This is a genomic window from Terrisporobacter mayombei (assembly GCF_020748465.1).
Classification (GTDB): domain Bacteria; phylum Bacillota; class Clostridia; order Peptostreptococcales; family Peptostreptococcaceae; genus Terrisporobacter; species Terrisporobacter mayombei.
On sequence record NZ_JAHZMP010000002.1, the window covers coordinates 250,295 to 267,113 of the forward strand.

23 protein-coding genes and 1 pseudogene are annotated in these 16,819 nt (G+C 27.7%); 22 read left to right on the forward strand and 2 right to left on the reverse strand.

The features are described from left to right. Window positions 1-2 precede the first annotated feature (2 nt). Entirely contained in the window at window positions 3-422 is a 420-nt protein-coding gene (locus K0039_RS07530; RefSeq protein ID WP_228104436.1) for a MarR family winged helix-turn-helix transcriptional regulator, read from the reverse strand. A gap of 356 nt (window positions 423-778) precedes the next feature. Between K0039_RS07530 and K0039_RS07535 the strand changes: the two genes are divergently transcribed. The 13 genes from K0039_RS07535 (at window position 779) to K0039_RS07595 (ending at window position 8,673) form a co-directional block, all read left to right on the forward strand. Beyond that, on the forward strand, window positions 779-1,072 hold the full coding sequence (locus tag K0039_RS07535) for a hypothetical protein (protein WP_228104437.1): 294 nt from the start codon (window positions 779-781) through the stop codon (window positions 1,070-1,072). After that, a complete protein-coding gene (locus K0039_RS07540) occupies window positions 1,069-1,431 on the forward strand; it encodes a hypothetical protein (protein ID WP_228104438.1) in 363 nt (120 codons plus the stop codon). Before K0039_RS07535 ends, K0039_RS07540 begins: the two co-directional genes overlap by 4 nt. A 400-nt stretch (window positions 1,432-1,831) precedes the next feature. Continuing rightward, entirely contained in the window at window positions 1,832-2,035 is a 204-nt protein-coding gene (locus K0039_RS07545) for a hypothetical protein (protein ID WP_228104439.1), read from the forward strand. A 78-nt stretch (window positions 2,036-2,113) separates the two neighbouring features. Then, window positions 2,114-2,398 (forward strand): hypothetical protein, encoded by a 285-nt coding sequence (locus K0039_RS07550; RefSeq protein WP_228104440.1) that lies wholly within the window; start codon window positions 2,114-2,116, stop codon window positions 2,396-2,398. Window positions 2,399-2,809: 411 nt separating this feature from the next. Continuing rightward, entirely contained in the window at window positions 2,810-3,253 is a 444-nt protein-coding gene (locus K0039_RS07555; protein WP_228104441.1) for a DUF2628 domain-containing protein, read from the forward strand. A 294-nt stretch (window positions 3,254-3,547) separates the two neighbouring features. After that, on the forward strand, window positions 3,548-4,357 hold the full coding sequence (locus tag K0039_RS07560; RefSeq protein ID WP_228104442.1) for a MerR family DNA-binding transcriptional regulator: 810 nt from the start codon (window positions 3,548-3,550) through the stop codon (window positions 4,355-4,357). A gap of 74 nt (window positions 4,358-4,431) precedes the next feature. Beyond that, on the forward strand, window positions 4,432-5,766 hold the full coding sequence (locus K0039_RS07565; protein ID WP_228104443.1) for an MATE family efflux transporter: 1,335 nt from the start codon (window positions 4,432-4,434) through the stop codon (window positions 5,764-5,766). Between the two features lie 491 nt (window positions 5,767-6,257). Further along, complete coding sequence (locus K0039_RS07570; RefSeq protein WP_228104444.1) at window positions 6,258-6,458, forward strand: helix-turn-helix transcriptional regulator; 201 nt, start codon at window positions 6,258-6,260, stop codon at window positions 6,456-6,458. 4 nt (window positions 6,459-6,462) lie between these two features. Then, window positions 6,463-6,786, forward strand: a complete 324-nt coding sequence (locus K0039_RS07575) for a hypothetical protein (RefSeq protein ID WP_228104445.1) — start codon at window positions 6,463-6,465, stop codon at window positions 6,784-6,786. A 155-nt stretch (window positions 6,787-6,941) separates the two neighbouring features. Next, window positions 6,942-7,202 carry a (2Fe-2S)-binding protein gene (locus K0039_RS07580; RefSeq protein WP_228104446.1) on the forward strand — a complete coding sequence of 87 codons (261 nt, stop codon included), beginning with the start codon at window positions 6,942-6,944 and terminating at the stop codon, window positions 7,200-7,202. Window positions 7,203-7,599: 397 nt separating this feature from the next. After that, window positions 7,600-7,968, forward strand: a complete 369-nt coding sequence (locus tag K0039_RS07585) for a DUF2089 domain-containing protein (protein WP_228104447.1) — start codon at window positions 7,600-7,602, stop codon at window positions 7,966-7,968. Window positions 7,969-7,988: 20 nt separating this feature from the next. Beyond that, window positions 7,989-8,390 (forward strand): SHOCT-like domain-containing protein, encoded by a 402-nt coding sequence (locus tag K0039_RS07590; RefSeq protein WP_228104448.1) that lies wholly within the window; start codon window positions 7,989-7,991, stop codon window positions 8,388-8,390. A gap of 10 nt (window positions 8,391-8,400) precedes the next feature. Further along, the gene (locus tag K0039_RS07595; RefSeq protein WP_228104449.1) at window positions 8,401-8,673 is read left to right on the forward strand and encodes a hypothetical protein; all 273 of its coding nucleotides are present in this window, start codon (window positions 8,401-8,403) and stop codon (window positions 8,671-8,673) included. Between the two features lie 216 nt (window positions 8,674-8,889). On the opposite strand, the pseudogene K0039_RS23840 reads toward K0039_RS07595, so the two are convergent. Further along, window positions 8,890-9,270, reverse strand: a pseudogene (locus K0039_RS23840) (DUF2812 domain-containing protein). Here K0039_RS23840 and K0039_RS07600 point away from each other — a divergent pair. From K0039_RS07600 to K0039_RS07640, 9 genes are all read left to right on the forward strand, one after another. Further along, entirely contained in the window at window positions 9,245-9,445 is a 201-nt protein-coding gene (locus tag K0039_RS07600) for a hypothetical protein (RefSeq protein ID WP_228104450.1), read from the forward strand. The pseudogene K0039_RS23840 and the gene K0039_RS07600 sit on opposite strands and share 26 nt — an antisense overlap. Window positions 9,446-9,738: 293 nt before the next feature. After that, the gene (locus tag K0039_RS07605; protein ID WP_228104451.1) at window positions 9,739-10,536 is read left to right on the forward strand and encodes a DUF975 family protein; all 798 of its coding nucleotides are present in this window, start codon (window positions 9,739-9,741) and stop codon (window positions 10,534-10,536) included. A 36-nt stretch (window positions 10,537-10,572) separates the two neighbouring features. Beyond that, on the forward strand, window positions 10,573-11,325 hold the full coding sequence (locus K0039_RS07610) for a DUF4184 family protein (RefSeq protein WP_228104452.1): 753 nt from the start codon (window positions 10,573-10,575) through the stop codon (window positions 11,323-11,325). A 138-nt stretch (window positions 11,326-11,463) separates the two neighbouring features. Next, window positions 11,464-11,997: a leucine-rich repeat domain-containing protein gene (locus K0039_RS07615; protein ID WP_228104453.1), complete on the forward strand. Its 534-nt coding sequence runs from the start codon at window positions 11,464-11,466 to the stop codon at window positions 11,995-11,997. A 245-nt stretch (window positions 11,998-12,242) separates the two neighbouring features. Then, the gene (locus tag K0039_RS07620) at window positions 12,243-13,232 is read left to right on the forward strand and encodes a CPBP family intramembrane glutamic endopeptidase (protein WP_228104454.1); all 990 of its coding nucleotides are present in this window, start codon (window positions 12,243-12,245) and stop codon (window positions 13,230-13,232) included. Between the two features lie 252 nt (window positions 13,233-13,484). Beyond that, complete coding sequence (locus tag K0039_RS07625) at window positions 13,485-13,898, forward strand: SoxR reducing system RseC family protein (RefSeq protein ID WP_228104455.1); 414 nt, start codon at window positions 13,485-13,487, stop codon at window positions 13,896-13,898. Window positions 13,899-13,941: 43 nt separating this feature from the next. Continuing rightward, entirely contained in the window at window positions 13,942-15,270 is a 1,329-nt protein-coding gene (gene rsxC, locus K0039_RS07630) for an electron transport complex subunit RsxC (RefSeq protein WP_228104456.1), read from the forward strand. 17 nt (window positions 15,271-15,287) lie between these two features. Beyond that, the gene (locus tag K0039_RS07635) at window positions 15,288-16,265 is read left to right on the forward strand and encodes an RnfABCDGE type electron transport complex subunit D (RefSeq protein WP_228104457.1); all 978 of its coding nucleotides are present in this window, start codon (window positions 15,288-15,290) and stop codon (window positions 16,263-16,265) included. Beyond that, window positions 16,258-16,818, forward strand: a complete 561-nt coding sequence (locus tag K0039_RS07640; protein WP_228104458.1) for an RnfABCDGE type electron transport complex subunit G — start codon at window positions 16,258-16,260, stop codon at window positions 16,816-16,818. Before K0039_RS07635 ends, K0039_RS07640 begins: the two co-directional genes overlap by 8 nt. Window position 16,819: the final 1 nt, after the last annotated feature.

The following is a 16,819-nucleotide window of genomic DNA, read 5'->3' on the forward strand; positions in this document are numbered from 1 at the left end:
TTTTATATCTCCTCGTTTGTAATATTTGCTTTTATTTTAGGAAGTGTTTCAAACATGACGATTTGTTCATTTTCAGTAATATCTTTCATCACATCATGTTCCAATTTGGTGATTCTTTTACGGCACACCTTGTAAAGTTCTTCTCCTATTTCCGTTAACTCAATGATTTTTTCACGCTTGTCCTTACTTGATATTGTTCTAATCATCAGTTTCGCCTCCAAACTATTAACTCTCCTAGTAACACTTGGCTTTTCTATATTATAGTAGTTAGCAATATCTACAAGGGAGGATGGCCCTTTGTTTTTTAAATAATAAATAACTTGCCATAAAGAGTAAGAAAGGTCATATTCACCTAGTAACTCATTCATCTTACTTAAAAGTGGGCGATATAACGAAAAAAAACGTTGAAATAATCCTTGCATTTAGATACCTCCAAAAAAATAAATTAGTTACCCTTGATAACTATTACCCTGGGTAATTATACTCTTTATTTTTTCTAATGTCAAGAAACTGATTCTGCAAAAAATATCGTTATGATACTTTTTGTACTTTGTAAATAGTATAGGATATTCAATATATATTTGGAATAAGGTATAACTCATGGAGCATTAATTCACGGATAATTGTAACAGGAGGGGTTAGTATAGTTGCAAATAGATATTTATAGATTGCTAAATATAACTTACAATTTCATAAGGTTATGTAATTTCATTGATTAATAATATGAAGTCAAATACTATATAGTTGAATATGTTGAAGAAAAGTATAGGGGGCGTATATGTGGAATATAAAAAAAATAAGTTTAGTTATTGTAGGGTCAATTTTCATATCTGTGTTTATATTTGTAAATAAGAGTACTGCTAACGATTCACAAGACTTAAAAGATCTGAAGATTCAAGAGTTAACTGAAATTAGAGATAAAGAAATTGATGATAATTTAGAATTGCTTAAAGAATATGGAGCTACAGAAAATGAATTAAAAGAACGTAAGCATGAAATTTTAAATTTTGATTTGGGGCTAGTTGGCTTTGTTGACAATAATTATAAGGACTTTACAGAAAAAATAAAATGATAAAACAAATCAAACTTGTTAAGCATGCAAACTCTAATAAGGATATAATGTATCCTGCAGGTGAGTACTATGCTGTGTTAAATGAAAACTACCAAGTAAGAGCATATCTATTAAAAAATGGGAAAAGCCGTGATCTTATATCTTATGAAAATTTAAAATTTTTAATCAATAATATAGAAGATTTATCAAAATATATTGATTATGATACTGAAAGATTAGTCTATTATTTAAATCCTTACTATACAGAAAATCTTTCAAAGGAACAAAAGAGTTCTCTGATAGATGAATGGAAAAAGGTTTATTCAAGTTATAATCTCAATCCAAAATTAAAAAAAGAAATAAAAAAGACTATAAAATAGCAATATTGATTCAATCAAGATGACTTTGTTTTTAGGAGACAACAATGGAAATTGCATTTTTTAAATCATAGTATTTATAATGTAGGTTATATTTAGTATTTTTGTCGTAGTACTCGCTGTTAATTTTTTTATTATAAAATTGTGAATAGGCCATTTTAAATTATAAAAATACATAGGAGGGACAATTATGTTTACTTTTTCAATAGAGTTGTTTTTAAATAATAAATATAATACTTTTAATATTTATTTTAATTTTAGGATATAAACTTATTTGTTATTTTAGTGATTTTTTATGTAAAGTGGCTAGAACTGATATAAAAAATCATAAGAATGATTAGTTATCACTTTTACTATATTGTGAACTAAAAACTTGACAAATAGTATGTTAGGGGGGAATAATTTGAACAATTTGGATGGTATAGAAGAACAATTAGAAGACATATCAAGTTCTATTGTGGATATAAGTACTGCAATAGATGAATCTAACCAAAATTATAGTGATAGTGGTTCTATATCTGGTACTGGATTAATTATTATAATTGTATTAATCTGTATTAATAATAATATAAAAAAACTTACACAAGCAATTAGGGATAAAAAGTAAGTGATCATTACTGGGTATTGCCAAATAAATTTATAGATATGTCAGAAAAATAGGAATTTGAGTGGAGGTAAAAATAGCATGGAATATACTATGTTTTTGATTGTACCTATATTAGGTCTATTATTATATGTTGAAAATCAAAATTTGAAGAAAAGAATTAAGAACCAAGAAGAGCGTATAGACAAATTATGCGAGCTTACAGGAAATGATAATTTATCTTCTAATTGGGTTTCGTCAGAAGTAAAGAAGCACCTTGTTGATTTAAAGAAGGATGGCAAAACTGTTGAAGCTGTCAAACTTCTTCGAGATAAAACAAAAATATCGTTGTTAGAGGCAAAAGAGTATATTGACGAACTTGATTAGTACAATGACTATAGCTATAGGAATGTACTTACCAATATGAATAATTTCTATAATATTAGTTATAGCTACTATTGTGCCAATATTGGTATGAAAAATTAAGAAAAATGAAAACTAATCAAAACGTTTTAGATGTCGGTTATTAGAAAACTAAAGTTTAAAATTACTGCTTATAAAAAATTAAACTAGATGAATACAGTAATGCAATATTTAAGAAATTGACGGTGGAAAAACTGTTGAAGAAGTTGGAAAAAACTTGAGGCTAAGTTTGGATAAAAAGTAAATATGATTTATGAAAGGTTATTACTTTTCCTAAATTAGATAGATAAATAGGAATTTAGCGATTAGAATAAGAACAATCGTATTGAATTCAGACAAACCTATAATAGAAGGGACAAGTGAGGGGATAAATTTATGATTAATAATGAAGATTTTGCTAAAGTAGTTTATCGAAAATGTGACTACTATATTCCAAAATTTGAAGATATGAAAGAAAGTAAAAAAGAAGCAAGTTGGAATTTTGCTGGATTTTTCTTTTCATTTAGTTGGCTAGTATATAGGAAGATGTATGTAGAAGGATTTATTGCCTTAGGTATAAGAATATTAGTAATGTACATAGATCAATATGAAAGACTGGTGTCATGGATAATTCGTTTAGCATGTGGGATTTATGGCAATTATTTATATTTGAAACATTGTGAAAAAAAGATAAATGATAATATTAACTTAGATGAAGATTTAAAAAGTGATAAGTTGCGTAGAGCAGGTGGTGTAAGTATAGCTGGGTTGATAGTAGTTTTTATAATTGTATTTATTTCCACTGGAATATATGTTGAATATAATCCAGCACCATTTTAATTTATAATACTGACAGCCTAATATAATCCAATTTATCTAGCAGATTTAATTAATAACTTTATTATATTACGAACTTCAAAGTAGGGGAATACGCTCCTACTTTTTTAATTTTACAAGGATCATAATATCTCAAAATTTGTGCAAAATTTATGTATAATAGTAATATGAGTAGAGAATACAAAAGTGACAAAAATATAAATGAAATACTAGAAAATTACTTTGAATAATTTAGAGGAAATGAGTGGAATAGAGTTAGCAAAGAAAGTTGTTAGCTAGTAAAAGGAGAAAAAAAATATGGAGTGGAAGATGACAGTAGGGCAGATGAGTAAGCTATTTAATATCACTGCAGAGACACTTAGACATTATGATAGAATCGGTTTACTTAAGCCAATGATAAATAAAGAAAATGGATATAGATATTATTCAATTAAGGAAATGGAAATATTAGATTTAATATTAGATGCAAAATATTTAGAACTACCACTTTCAAATATTAAAGATGTTATTGGAAATGAAAGTATAGAAAATTACATAGAACTAATAGAGTTGCAAGAAAAAACAATAGATGAGAAAATAGACCACTTATTAAAAATAAAAGAACAAGCTAAAGAAAAGAAAAAAATATTAAATGAAATAATGAATTTTAAAAATAACTATAACTTTGAACAATTAGATATAGTCCAAGAAGAAAATACTACAATATATATCCCTATTCAAATTATTATAAATAGCAAAGTTAAACAAAAAGATAGTTCATCAAAGTCAATGTACTTAGAGCAATGGATGATATCATACAGAGCAAAAGATTGCAACACATTAATCTATGATGAAGTGAATATGGGAGTATATGAAAAAGACGCACATAATTTAATTATACCTGATAACAAAAAAATATTAAAAAAAACCTATAGTGGAAAAGCAATTAAAACTAAATTTGTAGGAACATTTGAGGAATTAGAAGAGTATATTATTTCTATTTTAAATAACTACTATAAAAATGATAAAGAATTGAATTTAAACATAAATGTAAGTTGGATATGGAGTGTTTACAACGAAAAAGGAACTATAAACTTTATGGAAATTACTATTCCATTAGAAGTATGATTATGAAAAAAAGTAAAATAATCTATTGACATTTGTGTTACACAAAACTTTATACTTATTTAGAGGTGATAAGTATGGATCAGAAAATATTAGAAACAGAAAAGCTTTCGAAATTATTTATTAAATTTACTATTCCAAGTATTATAGGTATGATATTTATAGGAGTACAAGGGATAATTGATGGATTGTTTGTAGGTAATGTTATAGGAGGAAATGCCCTAGCAGCAGTGAACTTAGTTCAGCCTTATATGCAAATTATAATGGCCTATGCACTTGTAATAAGCGTAGGTGCACAAAGTGTAATTGGAATAAACTTAGGTAAGGGAGAAAATGAAAAAGCACAAAATATTTTTAGAACTTCATTAATTTTACTTACTTTAATTTCTATATTAGTAATGGTGATTGGAATATTCTTTAGTGATGAAATTGCAAGATTCTTAGGTGCTAACGAAGTGCTTTTAGAAGGAGCTTCAACTTATATTAAAACTATATCTTACTTTGTGATTTTTGTTTCATTGATGTTTTTATTTGAAATGATAGTTAGAACAATTGGTAAACCCAATATTTCATTAGTAAGTATGATTTTAGCAGTATTATTAAACGTGATTTTAGATTATTTATTAATCAATAAGCTTAATCTAGGAATAAAAGGTGCAGCTTTAGCTACTGGAATTTCTTATGCATCAGCATTTTTTATTAATATAATGCCTTTTTTAAGTAAAAAAACTGTTGTTAACTTATATAAAGGAAAATTTGATAAAAGTTGCTTATTTCCAATGGTATACAATGGCTCATCTGAAGGGATTTCATCACTTTCAAATGCACTTTCAATGTTTTTATTTAATACTGCATTGATGAAGATGGCAGGAGAAAATGGAATAGCTGCATTTTCTATAATAAACTATATAGCCCAAGTAGGGTATATGGTATTGTTTGGAATAGCAGATGGAGTAAGGCCAATAATAAGCTACAACTATGGTGCAGATAATGAGGATAGAGTAAATAAAACATTAAGAACATCAATTATAGCTAATTTAGTAATTGGCGGAATAATATTTATAGTTATGGAGATCTTCTCTGAGCCTCTTATAAATGTTTTCTTAAAAGATGGAAAATCGGTACTAGAAATGGCTACTGCAGGTGCAAGAATTTACGGAATAGCATTTTTATTTAATGGAATTAACATTTTAATATCATCATATTTTACTGCAATAGATGACCCTAAGTCTTCTATAATAGTGGCAGTAAGTAGGGGAATATTGTTTATAACGGTAGGTATTTTTATACTTCCATATATATTTGGAATAAATGGAATCTGGGGAAGTATAGTTTTTGCAGAAGTAATGACAATAATTATATGTTTTAAGTTATTTAAAAAGAACGAACCTGTTGAAGTAACAAATCTATAGATAAATTAACCTTAAAAAAGGAAGATAAACTTAGTTTAACTTCCTTTTTTAGTTACAAGGGAGTTATAAATAAGAATTTGTAAGGTATAGTGAAATGAACAACCCTTATATATTATTAAAGAATGCATTATGTGAATATAGAAATTTCGGATATTAAATCATCGGATGATTTAAAAAATACAAATGGACTTTTTTGTATTAAAACAAGTGGTGAAATAAAAGAGTATAAACTTGAATTAGAATAACATATTATTTTTCAATTCTATTTTTAAACATAGAGATAACAAGATATTCGATTAAAGATTTGTGGATCAATTTCAATTTACCTGTAAGAGCTACGAATAGGAATTTAGCAAGATGAACTTCTTGTATTTCGGTAAATATTTAGGAAATATTAACATGAAAAGTATTTTGTAGTTGACAAAATGTAATCAAGTAGTTACAATTTAAAATGTAAACAACAGATTACATTTTGTTAAGGAGGTAATACTTTGATACAGAATCGAATTAAGGTTTTGAGAGCTGAACGTGATTGGACACAAGCTGACTTAGCTAAAAAGGTAGGTATTTCTCGTCAAGCGGTTATATCAATTGAGAAATATAAATATACACCATCTTTAGAATTAGCTTTCAAAATTGCAAATGTTTTTGATGTTTCAATAAATAACGTTTTTGAATACAAGGAGGATTAAAGCAATGAGTGAACAAATTATTATTTTACTTTTCTTGATTCTTGGTACTGGAAGTACTATTTTTCTTTATGTGTGGAAGGCTAAAAAGGAAATTGATTACAAAAAAGACGAACGTTGGAAGTTAATTCAGAATAAAGCTAATATTACAGCAAATTATTTAAACTATATATTGATAGTATTTTTAGCTATTGGAGATACGATATTGATATTTTGTGATATTCACATAACCCTTACTTTGAATCGTGTTTTTACTTATGTGCTATGTTTTATCGGATTACGAAATGCGATAGAACTATTTTCATTAAGGTATTTCGATAATCAATTATAACTGGAAGAAGCAAATTGAGTGAAGATAATACCATGGCTAAATGCATACAAAATTAATATATAATCATGAAATTAATTTTATTGTGATTTAATTCCATAAAAATAATATTTAAGTTATAATTTAGGTAAAGTTTTAGTATAAGGAGAATTAATGTTATGAATAAAGAAAAATGTTCTTGTTGTAGTACTGGTGATAATAATAAGGATGATGTTATAATTGGTGAATATGTATGTTATTGTAATCATGTAACAGAAAATGATATTAAAGATGCAATAACACAAGGAGCTGAAACTGTGCAAGAAGTTATAAAAAAAACAGGAGCAATGAAAGATAGTAATTGTGCTGTAAATAATCCCAAGGGTACTTGTTGTTATTCCGACATTGTTTATGTATTTAATAAATATAAAGACAAATAAAAAATTCCAATTTGTATAGGGATTTAAATTAAATTTGAGTGGTTTAAAAATATGTAAGTGTAGATATTAAGTAAGATATTGCTTAAACGTCTACACTTATTTTTATTATTCAAATTTGATAGAGAAGGTTGAAACATTTGCAAGAATAAGTTAACTAATTTTGAAGTAGAATATTGGTGTTTTGATAAATTACAAAAATGAGTGAAATAGAATTTGTTCAAAGTTATAACTATTGTGCAAAGTAAAGGTGAAATTAAAAATGATAATTATAAAATTAATATAATTAATATATGAAATGATAAAAATTAAAAAAATTAAAATTAATATTAATAAATTTAAAAAATACTATTGCATTTTTAATAAAATTTAATATACTAATATTAAAGGAAGTGATAATGTGCATAAAATTATAACTAAATGTCCCGTTTGTGCGGAAGAAATGAAGATTATGAAATTAAAATGTAATCATTGCAACACAATTATAGAAAATGAGTTTTCCATTTCAAAATTTGATAGATTATCAAAAGAGCAGCTAAATTTTGTAGAAGTGTTTTTAGCTTGTAGAGGAAACATAAAAGATGTGGAAAAACAACTTGGCATATCTTATCCAACTGTAAGAGGCAAACTTGATGAAATTAATAACAATCTAGGTTTAGTAATTAAAAAAGATACAGAGAAGCAAAAAGAAAAAGAGAAAATAATGGAAATGTTAGAAAATAAGGAGATAAGCTCAGAAGAAGCTATTAATTTTTTAAAAAAATTATAATGTATAAAGGAGTGATTAATATGGAAGATAAAAAGAGAATTTTAAAGATGGTTGAAGAGGGAAAAATAACAGCAGAGGAAGCTATAAAATTATTAGATGTACTAGATTCCAATGAAAAATGTGATATTGTTGTCAAAGAGGAAGTTATTGAAGATGATGATTTTTTTGATATAAAGAATGATGGTAAAAGTGGAAAGATGTTATTTGTAAGAGTAAAAAGTAAAGATGGCAGTAAAGTTAAGGTTAATATACCATTAGAATTTATAAAAATAATGGGTGGAATAGGAAGTATGTACAGCAATGAGCTTGAAAAATACAATATAGATATAGCTAAATTAATGGATGAAATAGACAATGGATTTGTTGGAAGAATTGTGGAAGTAGAAGATGGAAATGACAAGGTAATAGTAGAAATACAATAGGTGCTTTGATATGAGAATAACCGTAAAAAACAAAGAAGATAATGTTAACATAAATATAATAGCACCTCTAAGTGTTATAACGACTTTACTACGAGTGTCTAAGCCATTTATAAAAATAGATTTTAACAAGGCATTTAAAAATAGCAAAATAGATTATATATTTGGTTCCAAAGATGTGGATGTTATTATAGAGGGCCTAAAATACCTAAACAAAGAACATAAAGGACTATATCTAGTAGACATAGAAGAAGAAAATGGAGATATAGTAAAAATTAAGATTTAGAATGGGATTTTAACAAAAATCATATCAAACTCAATAAATAACTGCACATTAGTGTTATAACTAAGGTACAGTTATTTTTATTATAATTAATACATCTAGACTACTCAATAACTGAGTTTTCTTTTTTTCAACATATGTATTTTGGTATATATTTTAATGCAGTAGTAATTGATGCAAGTATTATTATTGAATTTCCTACAACAGGAACAGATATATTCAGCACATATTAGCCTTGTGATCTAAACAATTATTAAAAATAGAGAAACTAAAAAATCCTATTATAAGTAGTGTAAGAATAAGGTTTCTATAATGACATATTTTAGAAGGAATATCTGAATAAATAGTAAATTCTTTACCATCATTTTCTTTCTCAAAATAAAACAAACCCCATTGTGTTGATACTGTATTTATATTTAATGTAGAGATAAAGTTTATATAATCTTCATTTTATTTAACAGGAAAATGCCTTCCCCTTTCTACTTGATAAATATATTTATCTCTGTCACATACTTCAAAATGATAAGTAAACCAACTCTTATTTGCTAATCTATAGCCTTCCTTTGATAAGTTATTGAACCAATTTGTTTCTTTTTCAATATCAAAATTAACACTAGATGATGAAGTTGATTATTTTATTGGTGAAATTAAGGAATACTTAGATGTTATGTATAAAGGAAGTGCAGATATGCTATTTAGTATAGATCCTTATAGGGAAGAGTTACTTTCAAGGATCAAGTTGAGTAGTTATTTTTGCAAGGTAAAAATATATTAGATGAAGAACTTATAGAACATCTAAAATACTTGAGATTATTCAAGCGACACAATATAGATGAAAAAGAATACCTTAGCTTTGCTAATAATTTAATAAATTTAAACAATGCAGTAGAATATCTTTTTCAAATGATTTGATAGAAAATTTAGAAAAATAATGAAAAGTGTCAAGAGAAAAGATATTAGAAATACTAAATATAGGAAAGTTACACACTCATAAGTAAAAGATACAAAACTGTAAGGTTATATATATATGTTTTAATATATAATCATATCAAAGAGGGGGGAGATAATATGTGGGAAAGAAGTCAGCTAAAAGAAAGAGCAAAAGTCACATTTAAAAGATGTTACTGGAAAGCAGTACTAGTAAGTTTTATAGCATTTATGTTAACTGGGGGAATGGGACAGGTAGCAAATAATGCCAACGAAATGAAGGACACTTACAACAGCACCTACAGCGAAAACTACACAGAAGAATACGAAGATACATCTCTAGATTTAAAAGGAGGGGCCACAAGTATATTTGAAAATATATTTGCAGATGGTTTAGTGATGCTTTTTGTAAGCGTATTTGTAGTAGCTATTATTTTAAGTTTGCTTATTAAATTACTAATAGCCTATCCTATAACAATAGGTAAAAATAATTATTTTATGGGAATTAGGCATAAAGAAAAGCCTGTAAAAAATATATTATTTCTTTATAAAAGCGGAAAACTTAAGAGTTCAATATTCACCATGTTTATGATGGATTTATTCATATATTTATGGTCACTATTATTATTAATACCTGGAATAGTAAAATCTTACGAATATAGAATGATACCTTATATACTAAGTGAAAATCCAAATATAAGCAGAACAAGAGCTTTTGAAATAAGTAAAAATATGATGTATGGCAATAAGTGGAGTGTCTTTGAATTGGACTTATCTTTTTTAGGTTGGTATATCTTATCAGCATTAACTTTAGGATTACTTTCCATATTTTATGTAAATCCATATGTGGAAAGCACAAATGCAGAGCTATACGCTTTTCTTAGAGAAGAGGCCCTAGAGAAAGGGTATGCAGAAGAAAGCGAATTAATTGGATTTTAGTGGGGCTACTAGCAAACTCATATTAGGAGGAGAAATATGCCATTTACATTTGCCCACCCATCCATTGTACTACCATTGAAAAGCAAATATTTTAATTACAGTGGTTTAATATTAGGATCCATGGCTCCAGATATAATATACTTTGTATTATTTAGTCCAAGTAGTAATTTTGGCCATACATTTATGGGATTTTTATTATTTAATTTACCCATGTGTTTTTTATTAAATTACTTATTTTATAAATATATACAAGAGTTATTTATTTGTACATTACCTAATTTTATATCAAACAAATATATGTACTTGATTAAAAATAAAAATATACTATCAAACAAAAGAGATATTTTTATCTTTGTTTACTCATGCTTAATAGGAATGATTACTCATGTATTATGGGATGCATTCACACATAATACAGGTTTCTTTGTACAAAACATTGAGTTTTTGAGAAGTAGTATTACTTTATTTCACTTTAATATTCCAATTTATAAAATACTTCAGCATGGCAGTACGTTAGTTGGATTTTTTATTATATTTGTATATATTTACAAAAATAGAGACAAAATGAATAAGAAATATTACTTGAAAATAAATAAAAAGAAAATTCGTCTAAGTATAATATTTATTACATTTATACTTACAATATTGTTTATTATTTTCTTCCTGAAAACAAAAGGATTTGTTGGTATTGGAAGGATAATAGTTACATTTATAAACAGCCTATTTTTATCCTATTTAGTTGTAGGTTTTGCATATAATAATAAGCTGTTTATCAAATATAAAAAATAAAATATAGGGTCATTGACCCTATATTTTATTTTTTGTTTTAGATTATTTAATTATAATTCTATCATATTAGTTAGATAACTTTACATTCTTTTCAAAATAGATATAATATATATATCTATACTAGGGGGAGACAGAAAGATGACAAAAGAAAATGTAAAAGACGAATATGTTTATGAAGTAAAAGGTAGAGGTATTATAATCAAAGAATACATTGGGAAAAAACAAATAATCAATATACCAGAAACAATTGAAAACAAGCCAGTAACAAAAATTGCTAGCGAAGCTTTTGAAGGAAGAAATCTTTTAGAAGTGTATATGCCAGATACTATTAAGGAAGTGGGGAAGTTTGCTTTTGCATCAAATATGTATATGACAAAAATAAAGTTATCAGGAAATTTAAAAGCTATACCAGAAGGAATGCTTGCTTTTTGTGGGAAACTTAAAGAGCTTAATGTGCCATCATCAGTAAAATCTATGGGAAAAAACTCACTTGACTGTGTGAAACTGAGAAAATTAACAATTCCAACTTCAGTTGAAAAGATTAGCAATAAGATTTTTGGTAAAAACATAGCAGAAAGTAAATCTACTACTTTTATAGTTGAAAAAGGTAGTTTTGCTAAAGAATTTTTATCTTCTAAGAGTTTAAATGTTGAATATAATGAAGAACTATAATTATTAAAAATTGTTATAATAATTTGTAATAGATTAACATAAACATAAAGAGAGCGCTCATTTATATGGGTGCTATTTTAATATTAAAAAAAGAAATTTTAATTACAATAAATAAAATAATATCACTTGACTCATACCATAAAATGGAATACAATCATCTTGAATACATAGGAATTCGAGGTATTAATAATGTAGAGTTATTAAGAACCTGAAATCTATATTAAACTATACAAGGGGGAGTTACAATGAGTAATGATATTAAAATTGTAAGAAGAGAAATAAGAGATTTTTTACTAATCAATTTTGGTATTATAGCCTTCATATCAATATTTTTATTCCTTTCTTCATCAAAAACAAACGCTGAAGGTTTAGCTGCTAACTTTGCTATATTATTTATGTATATTCCAGCATTTTCTACAATTATTGTTTTAAAGAAAATTTCAAAGTATGAGTTTAAACCTGAGATAGATAAATTTTTTAAGGTTTTTGCCATAGCTACAATTTTGAGGATAATCACTACAATAGGTGAATCATTCTTGCCAAATGGTGGGTGGTTATCATCAATTATAGATACTATTGTATCTGCATATCTTTTATATTTAGTATTAGTAAATAGTCATGAAATGAAAGATATAAATTTATGTTTTGGAAAAAATTCTAAAAAGATTGCTACTGTTATATTAATATTTATAGTAATTGTTTTAGCTAGTAACATACCAGAATTTATAAATGGGCAAGTAAATTCAGATAAACTTATGGAAAATATAGTATATGCCATGATGAATTTAATTATTAATTTTCTAGTTGGGTTTAATTTATTCTTTGGAGAAGAGTTTGGATGGAGATACTTTTTACAACCTAGATTACAAAAGCTTTATGGTAAAAGAATAGGGGTAATAATTCTAGGTTTTATATGGGGAATTTGGCATGCTCCACTTTGCTTTACTCTTTATAGTCCCAAAACACCTATACACTGTGTAGTTGCTCATGTAATTACTTGCATATTCTTAGGTATTTATTTAGGGTACGCTTATATGAAAACGGAAAATATATGGGCTCCAATGTTGTTACACATGGTAAACAATGTTATTGGGATCATATTTGGAGGAGGATATACGGCAGTATACACATGGGAAAGTCTTTTATATAGTATTTTAACTTTTGCAATATTATTCACACCATTCTTACTTACTAAAGAGTATAAATCAAATAAAGAAAATGAATTCTTATCCTAGAACAATTAATATGTCCAAGGCTGTATCAACAATGATACGGTCTTGGACATTTTTACTTATTATACAAAATCAGATTCATTTTAGTAATAAAAAACTTAAAAAAATAATGTTAATTTAATTTAACGGTTAAATAATTAACTTTTATTGTTTATGGGCACTAGAGTTAATATCATTTAGGCAAGAGAATAATTATTAGTATAAAAAATGTATTTGTAATGGAAGACATTAGAAGAAAGAATTGGAGGTAATGTCATGAAAAGGAATGAAGTTGGATATGTGGTAGAGCAAAACGATGATATCACTAAAATTAAACTTGGGAGGCATAGTGAATGTAAAAACTGTGGGGCTTGTCCGGGAAACAATAATTTAATTGTACCTGTAAACAACCCCATAGGAGCAAAAGTTGGAGATAAGATATGTGTTGAAATCCCACAGGATAATATAGTCCCGTCGGTTTATATAGTTTATATTCAACCGCTATTACTAGTATTTATGGGAGCTATAATTGGATATTTAGTTTCTGTATACACGCATAAATCAGCCACAGTTTTAGAAGTAGTATTTGGAGCTATCTTCTTTATCATATCAATAATATTTATTAAAGTAGCAGATAAAAAAGCAGGTAAGAGTAATAACTTACCTACCATAATTAAAATTATTTCTTAAAATAGATTAACTATAATAATTTCTCATAAAGGGGAGGTAGAAAATGTTTAAAAGTTTTCATGGGGGAATTCATCCCAAAGATAATAAACAACTTTCAAGTGAAGTTCCTATAGAGATAGCTCCTATTCCAAAAAAAGTGGTAATACCTATTAGACAACATATTGGAGCAGAAGCAGTCCCTGTAGTTGAAAAAGGAGATATAGTAAAAAAAGGACAGTTAATAGCGAAACAACAAGGATTTGTATCGAGTAATATTCATTCATCCATATGTGGAGAAGTAGTTGATATTTGTTCTTACAACAATGGCGTTAGTGGAAAGTGCTTATCCGTAATTATAGAAAGTAATGGAGAAGATGAATGGGAAAACGATACTTTAGTTAATAGAGATTATGAAAAATTAGATGCAAGTGAATTAAAACAAATAATTCAAGATTTGGGAGTAGTAGGAATGGGTGGAGCAACTTTTCCAACTCATGTTAAATTATCTCCTAATAAAAAGGTGGATACTCTTATCATAAATGGAGCAGAGTGCGAACCATATTTAAATGCAGATAACAGAATACTTGTGGAATATACAGAAAAAGTAATTAAAGGAACGAAAATAGCCATGAAAATCTTAGGAGTTACAAAGGGATACATTGGTGTGGAAGATAACAAGAAGGAAGCTATTGAAAAATTAAAAGAAGAGTTATTAAGAATAAATGAAGGAAAAACAGATATAGAAATTGTGCAACTTCCTACAAAATATCCTCAAGGAGCAGAAAAAATGCTAATAAAAGCTATTACAGGAAGAGAAGTTCCATCAGGTGGACTACCTGCAGATGTTTCTGTAGTAGTACAAAATGTGGGGACTATAGCAGCAATTTGCGATGCAGTTTGCAGTGGAAAACCAGTAATAGAAAGAGTAGTTACAGTAAGTGGAGGAGGAGTAGCACATCCTAAGAATTTACTTCTAAAAATAGGAACAACTTTTGAAGATGCCATTTCCTATTGTGGAGGAGTAAAGGAAGAATATAAAAAAGTAATAATGGGCGGGCCAATGATGGGATTTGCAGAGTATACATTAGACATACCCGTAGTAAAAGGTACTTCAGGGATATTGTTGTTAACAGAAAAAGAAACAAATATTCAAAAACAATATCCTTGCATAAAATGTGGTAGATGTGTTCAAGCATGTCCTATAGGCTTATTACCTTGCACTTTAGCAAATCTTAGTGATAAAGATGCATATTTGTTAGCAAAGGAAGAGTACAACTTGTTAGATTGTATAGAGTGTGGAAGTTGTGCTTATTCATGTCCAGCTAAGAGAAAAATAGTTCAAAGTATAAGATATGCTAAAAGACAGTGTCACACACAAGGTAATAAAAAATAAGAAAAGGAGATGCAACTATGAATACAGTATCATCATCACCCCATATAAGTTGTGACGAATCAGTTCCAAAGATAATGTGGAATGTAGTATTTGCATTAGTTCCAGCAGCATTATTTGGTGTGATTTATTTTAAAACTAATGCTTTAATAATAGTTATTGTAAGTATTTTAAGTGCTGTCTTAGCCGAATATTTAGTACAAAAATTTAGAAAACAGCCTATATCTATTTCTGACGGAAGTGCAGTATTAACCGGTTTATTGTTAGCCATGTGTATGCCACCTACAATTCCACCGTATATGGCTGGTATAGGAGCAGCTATTGCTATAGTTATAGGAAAACATTCCATGGGAGGTCTTGGTCAAAACATATTTAACCCAGCTCATATTGGTAGAGCAGCTTTAATGGTATCTTGGCCAGTAGCCATGACTACTTGGTCACAAGTTACAACAAGTGTAGATGCAGTAACTTCAGCCACACCTCTTAATATAGCTAAAATGCAAGGTTATGATGCTTTAATTCAGACTTATGGTGGGAATATGGAACTTTACAAAGCCTTGTTTTTTGGAACGAGAAATGGATGTATAGGAGAAACATGTACGATTTTACTTCTTTTGGGAGGTATATATTTAATTTATAAAAAATATGTAAACTGGCAAATTCCAGTAGTAATGATAGGTACAGTGGGAATTTTTACTTGGGTATTTGGACCAAATGGATTTTTTACTGGTGATCCAGCATTTCATATGATGGCTGGCGGATTGGTGATAGGGGCATTTTTCATGGCAACGGATATGGTTACCATTCCTATAACAAAAAAAGGACAGTTAATATTTGCTTTTGGAGCAGGATTAATTACGGCAATCATAAGATTACAAGGTGGATACCCAGAAGGTGTTTGCTATTCAATATTATTAATGAATGCGCTTACACCATTAATAGATAGGCTAGTGAAGCCAAAAATATTTGGTCATAAGGAGGTTTCACAAGATGTCTAAAAAAGAAGATAATAAAGGTATCATAGTCAAAATTACTTTAAATTTAACAGTAGCATGTTTTGCTTGTAGTTTGATAATAGCTCTAGTTTATTTTGTTACAGCTCCAGTAGCAGCTAAAAATGCAGAGATTCTAAAAAATGAATCTATGAAAGCTTTGATTCAAGAAGCGAACGATTTCAAAACTGTAAAAGGCAAAAGTGAATTTTATGAAGCATTAAAAGATAATAAAACTATTGGTTATGTAACTCAAAGTGAGGCTAAAGGATATGGTGGAACAATTAAATTGTTAGTAGCAGTTGATACAAAGGGTCAAGTAATTGGTTACAATGTGTTAAGCCATAATGAGACACCAGGCCTAGGAGACAAAACAACAAAATCACCATTTAAAGACCAATTTCAAGGGAAAGATATAGACCAACTTGTTGTTACTAAGGATCCTTCTAATAAAGACGACGTTCAAGCTATAACAGGTGCCACAATTTCATCTAAAGCAGTAACAAAAGGTATACATGAAGCTGTTGAACAGGTAAATAAATATATAGGAGGTAAGTAAT

Bases quoted from the DNA above. Each gene is read 5' to 3' on its own strand.
- K0039_RS07530 (WP_228104436.1), bottom strand. From the start codon at position 422: ATGCAAGGATTATTTCAACGTTTTTTTTCGTTATATCGCCCACTTTTA.
- K0039_RS07535 (WP_228104437.1), top strand. From the start codon at position 779: ATGTGGAATATAAAAAAAATAAGTTTAGTTATTGTAGGGTCAATTTTC.
- K0039_RS07540 (WP_228104438.1), top strand. From the start codon at position 1,069: ATGATAAAACAAATCAAACTTGTTAAGCATGCAAACTCTAATAAGGAT.
- K0039_RS07550 (WP_228104440.1), top strand. From the start codon at position 2,114: ATGGAATATACTATGTTTTTGATTGTACCTATATTAGGTCTATTATTA.
- K0039_RS07555 (WP_228104441.1), top strand. From the start codon at position 2,810: ATGATTAATAATGAAGATTTTGCTAAAGTAGTTTATCGAAAATGTGAC.
- K0039_RS07560 (WP_228104442.1), top strand. From the start codon at position 3,548: ATGGAGTGGAAGATGACAGTAGGGCAGATGAGTAAGCTATTTAATATC.
- K0039_RS07565 (WP_228104443.1), top strand. From the start codon at position 4,432: ATGGATCAGAAAATATTAGAAACAGAAAAGCTTTCGAAATTATTTATT.
- K0039_RS07575 (WP_228104445.1), top strand. From the start codon at position 6,463: ATGAGTGAACAAATTATTATTTTACTTTTCTTGATTCTTGGTACTGGA.
- K0039_RS07580 (WP_228104446.1), top strand. From the start codon at position 6,942: ATGAATAAAGAAAAATGTTCTTGTTGTAGTACTGGTGATAATAATAAG.
- K0039_RS07590 (WP_228104448.1), top strand. From the start codon at position 7,989: ATGGAAGATAAAAAGAGAATTTTAAAGATGGTTGAAGAGGGAAAAATA.
- K0039_RS07595 (WP_228104449.1), top strand. From the start codon at position 8,401: ATGAGAATAACCGTAAAAAACAAAGAAGATAATGTTAACATAAATATA.
- K0039_RS07605 (WP_228104451.1), top strand. From the start codon at position 9,739: ATGTGGGAAAGAAGTCAGCTAAAAGAAAGAGCAAAAGTCACATTTAAA.
- K0039_RS07610 (WP_228104452.1), top strand. From the start codon at position 10,573: ATGCCATTTACATTTGCCCACCCATCCATTGTACTACCATTGAAAAGC.
- K0039_RS07615 (WP_228104453.1), top strand. From the start codon at position 11,464: ATGACAAAAGAAAATGTAAAAGACGAATATGTTTATGAAGTAAAAGGT.
- K0039_RS07620 (WP_228104454.1), top strand. From the start codon at position 12,243: ATGAGTAATGATATTAAAATTGTAAGAAGAGAAATAAGAGATTTTTTA.
- K0039_RS07625 (WP_228104455.1), top strand. From the start codon at position 13,485: ATGAAAAGGAATGAAGTTGGATATGTGGTAGAGCAAAACGATGATATC.
- rsxC (WP_228104456.1), top strand. From the start codon at position 13,942: ATGTTTAAAAGTTTTCATGGGGGAATTCATCCCAAAGATAATAAACAA.
- K0039_RS07635 (WP_228104457.1), top strand. From the start codon at position 15,288: ATGAATACAGTATCATCATCACCCCATATAAGTTGTGACGAATCAGTT.
- K0039_RS07640 (WP_228104458.1), top strand. From the start codon at position 16,258: ATGTCTAAAAAAGAAGATAATAAAGGTATCATAGTCAAAATTACTTTA.